Origin of the sequence: Ohtaekwangia sp. (assembly GCF_036568665.1) — a bacterium.
In the GTDB taxonomy this organism is placed as follows: domain Bacteria; phylum Bacteroidota; class Bacteroidia; order Cytophagales; family Cyclobacteriaceae; genus Ohtaekwangia.
The window spans coordinates 1-4,504 of the sequence record NZ_DATCSD010000210.1; the positions used below are offsets into that span (position 1 = coordinate 1).

Annotated in this window: 3 protein-coding genes and 1 pseudogene; 2 read left to right on the forward strand and 2 right to left on the reverse strand. The window is 44.7% G+C overall.

Annotated features, from left to right (window positions below):
• Positions 1-783, forward strand: a pseudogene (locus VIN08_RS11670) (penicillin-binding protein 1C); the annotation flags it as partial.
• Between the two features lie 111 nt (positions 784-894).
• Positions 895-2,124 (forward strand): OmpA family protein, encoded by a 1,230-nt coding sequence (locus VIN08_RS11675; protein ID WP_331964864.1) that lies wholly within the window; start codon positions 895-897, stop codon positions 2,122-2,124.
• A 279-nt stretch (positions 2,125-2,403) separates the two neighbouring features.
• On the opposite strand, the gene VIN08_RS11680 is transcribed toward VIN08_RS11675, so the two are convergent.
• Positions 2,404-3,780 (reverse strand): pyridoxal-phosphate dependent enzyme, encoded by a 1,377-nt coding sequence (locus tag VIN08_RS11680; protein WP_331964867.1) that lies wholly within the window; start codon positions 3,778-3,780, stop codon positions 2,404-2,406.
• 79 nt (positions 3,781-3,859) lie between these two features.
• The coding region (locus VIN08_RS11685; RefSeq protein WP_331964870.1) for a GNAT family N-acetyltransferase at positions 3,860-4,504 on the reverse strand (645 nt) is incomplete at its 5' end.

Consider the following 4,504-nt stretch of genomic DNA (forward strand, 5'->3'; position numbering starts at 1 on the left):
CCTATAGCCTGGAAAACAGGAACGAGCTTTGGCTTTCGCGATGGATGGGCTGTGGGTGTTACGCCCGATCACGTAGTAGCCGTATGGGCAGGGAATGCCGATGGTGAAGGTCGCCCGGGGCTAACAGGGACAGAAGCAGCAGCTCCTATACTCTTTGATATATTCGCGCAGTTGCAGGGACAGAGTTGGTTTCAGCAGCCGCGTATGGAGATGGAGAAAATTACCGTATGCGCGAAGAGTGGTTATCGTAACAGTGCCAACTGCGATGAAGTGGATACAGTATATATAGCCAGGAGTGGTTTGCAAAGTATGGCCTGTCCATTGCATCGAAAGATACATCTTTCAACCGATCGTAAATATAGAGTGCATAGCGATTGTGCGGCTGTTGATCAGATGGTAGAGGCAAACTGGTTTGTGCTCTCGCCTGTGCAGGAGTATTATTATAAACCGAAAAACATTACCTACCGTCCGCTGCCTCCGTTTCGAAAAGATTGTCAGTCATCTTTCTCGGTAGTTACTATGGATCTGATCTATCCTAAACCACATGCACGCATCTTTATACCGCGCGACCTGGATGGCAAGATGGGCGATGCCGTGTTTGAATTGGCGCATCGGAATCCCACCATCACTGTGTTCTGGCATCTGGATGGTACCTATATAGGAAGTACTAAAAAAAGTCATCACCTAACGGTAAATCCTCAACAAGGGAAGCATACCCTAACCGTAATGGATGAGAATGGCGAAATGCTGGTGCAGGAGTTTGAAGTGTTGTCGAAAATTTAAAGGAAGTTATTATATAATGTAAGCGACTGATGGGTAACGATTTACTTGCTTTTTGTTAAATCTTTGGTAAATTCGTTATAGCTTTACGCTTATAAAAACCCCAGTGTGTCCATGAAGACATTAAAACTTTTTGCACTGGTAGGCATTTTTTCTGTGCTTTTTACCCTACAGCCTACCGTAGCCTCGCGTCTGGAGCAAGCAAATCTTGACGCCTTTCAGAATTATGTCGTGATCGGTGCGTTCAAATATCATCGGAATGCCGTTCGTTTCCGCGATCACGCTCAAAAAGACCTGAACCTTGACGCGAAGTATGAGAAGAACCAGAACCGCGATCTATACTATGTATATGTGATGAGCACTACCGACCGGGCTGCTGCTATAACAGAAGCAAAGCGTCTGCGTGCCGAACCGGAACTCACGGAGACGTGGGTATATAGCGGTTCATTAAATAAAGAAGCCGATCAGCCTGTCGCTCGTGGTGTAGATATTAACCCGGTAACAGATCAAAAGATAGAAGCCGTATCGACACAGGACCATGGTACAGAAACAACGACTGCCCTACCCGAAACGACAACGCCTGTAGCGGAGAAGACTGCCCCCGAAACACCACAGCCGGTTGAACCTGACAATGGTGTGGAAGGAAAGAAATTTTTCTTCCGTATATACCGCGGTACTGATAACAGTATCATTGAGGGTGATGTTGCTGCTATAGATGTAGACCGCACCCGCAAAATGGGAACCTTTAAAGGTAATATACCGGTAAAAGTACCAGACCCTGCCAGTAAGTCCGACAACGTGTCGTTTGTATGTGAAGTGTTTGGATTCCGTAAAACGCAGCGCGATCTTAATTATAACACTCCGGAAGGAGAAGATATAGAAACCGATGATCAGGGGGCGACCGTTATACCTTTCGAACTGGTACGCTTGCAGAAGGGCGACATCGCGATCATGTATCATGTATTCTTTTTTAAGGATGCAGCGATCATGCGGCCTGAGTCAAAATACGAAGTTACCAGCCTGTTGAACATGCTGAACGAAAACCCGAAATACAAGATCCGTATACACGGTCACACCAACGGTGGGGCTAGTGGAAAGATCATTTCAAAGCCGAAAGACAGCAACGAATATTTTTCTCTTACTAATGCAGCCGAAGGTTTTGGTACAGCGAAGAAACTATCAGAAGAACGTGCTATTATTATTCGCGATTACCTGGCTAGCAACGGTATAGATCCTGCTCGCATGGAAGTAAAAGCCTGGGGAGGCAAGAAGCCTATATATGATAAGCTCGGAGCTCACGCCAGCGAGAACGTGCGTGTGGAGATTGAGATATTACAGAACTAGGGAGCTGTTCATCGTTATCTGTTGATGGTTATTCGTTAACAGTGCTTCAAGGTATAAATGAAAAAAGACCTTCAGGTTTAGAGCCTGAAGGTCTTTTTATATTCGTCTAAATTGGTTCCCACAGATTTCACAGAATTACACAGATGAAATGCAGCGTATAAAGCGTAAAGCTGGTGGCTGAGTATTTACTTTCTGTTTTCCACTTTAAGCTTTCTGCTTTTTGTTTCCCGCAGATTAAATGCGCTCTACAAATAACGTATAACTGTTAACGATTAACGGTTAATTGATAACAGACAGCGCTTGCAATACATCGTGCTGTGTAATGATGTGTACATTCTCCTGTGCATCGCGAACCAGTACGGCTTTGTTGTCGCGGTTCAGTAAAGAGGAGAGTACATCCAGTGTACTGTCAGGTGCAACAAAGAGCATCGGCTTATCCATTACTTCACCTACCTGTTTGGATTGTAACTGAGGGTCTTGTATAATTTTTTCGAGCAGGCTTGATGCGTTTACACTTCCTACAAACTGACTGTTTTCCGTTACCGGTATCTGATCTATACCTTGCTTGTTCATTACCAGTATAGCTTCACTTACTTTCGAGGATTTATTTACGGTGATCAAACTATCGTTTCCATTGCGGGCAACAATAATATCGCGTGCCGAACGGAACGAGCGTGCTTCGGTAAACCCGTGGTCTTTCATCCACTGATCGTTATATACTTTGGCGAGGTAGCGCGTGCCATGATCCGGCAAAAGAATTACCATCATGTCATCTTTCTTCAGGTACTCGCGTGCATATTCCAGCGCACCATGCAGGGCAGAGCCGCTTGACCAACCTACAAATAAACCTTCTTCTCTTGAGAGTCTGCGCGCTGCTATAGCACCATCTTTATCGGTAACTTTTATGAACTGATCGATCACATCGAAGTTCACATTCTTCGGGAGTATATCTTCTCCAAAACCTTCGGTCAGGTAAGGGTATATTTCATTTTCATCGAAGATGCCGGTCTCTTTATATTTTTTGAAAACAGAGCCGTATGTATCTATACCTACTGTTACCAGTTTCGGATTCTGTTCTTTCAGATATTTAGCGGTGCCGCACATCGAGCCACCGGTACCTACCGTAGCTACATAGTGTGTAATTTTTCCTTCTGTCTGTTTCCAGATTTCGGGGCCGGTAGTTTCATAGTGCGCGGCTGCGTTCGAAGGATTGTCGTATTGATTGGGATATATAGAGTTCGGAATCTCTTTGTTCAGCTTGCGTGCTACAGAATAATAAGAGCGTGGATCGTCCGGTGCAACGTTGGTAGGGCACACCACTACTTCTGCGCCAACCGCTTTCAGGATATTTATTTTTTCTTGCGATTGCTTGTCGGCCATTGTAAATATACAGCGATATCCCTTGGCAACGGCTGCTAACGCAAGGCCCATACCGGTGTTACCGGAAGTACCTTCGATGATCGTTCCTCCGGGTTTTAAAATACCGGCCTTCTCAGCATCTTCTACCATCTTGATAGCCATACGGTCTTTGGTAGAATTGCCGGGATTGAAATATTCTACTTTCGCCAGAATTGTTCCCTGAATTCCTTTGGTAACATTATTCAATTTTACCATCGGAGTATTGCCAATGGTTTCGATGATGGAGTTGTAGATCATGGATCTTTAATTGAGCAGTAAAACTACAAAAACGGCCCAAGGCGTCCTACAGTTGCCGACATTAGAAGCTGCTTAAAAACTATCCAAAATTTCCTCCGATACGGCTGTAGATACTCTCCGGATGCCACACCTGTTTCTCTCCCCGGTACATGCGAATGCCTGTGGTGTATAACGTGAAGCCTTGTTCGGTGATAAAATGTATAGCGGCCGTGTTATTTTCCGGAAGCGCTATCTTCTTTACACCCATTGCCAGTTTCCATTGCAACAGATATATCCCAGCCTCCGGTGTTTGTGCCACTACAGGGCCTTCGCCTAATGCCGGTAAACAAAAGCCGGTTAGTATATTATCATGAATTGTGATTACAGCTCCGGTTACATATTGCAGAATAAGTTTTGAACGATCTTCTCCGGTAATAACACGATCGAGCGCGAGCAGACTTTCGGTATATCTTTGTTCGAAGGGAATAACATTTTTGGGAACAGCTACCTCCTTTACATTATCATGCCGGAAGAATAAATAATTCAATTCTTTTTGGAAACCCTGCTTGCTATATACTGGTTCGCCCAAAGCCGTTGCCAGTAATAAGATAGTTTGTATACCAGGCTTTTGTGCGTGTTCAATCAGTGCCTGTGAAAGAATTGTTCCTATTCCCTGATTACGAAAATCACGATGAACAATGATGTGTGCCAGCCACGCTGTGTCGCGATGAAGTATATATACACC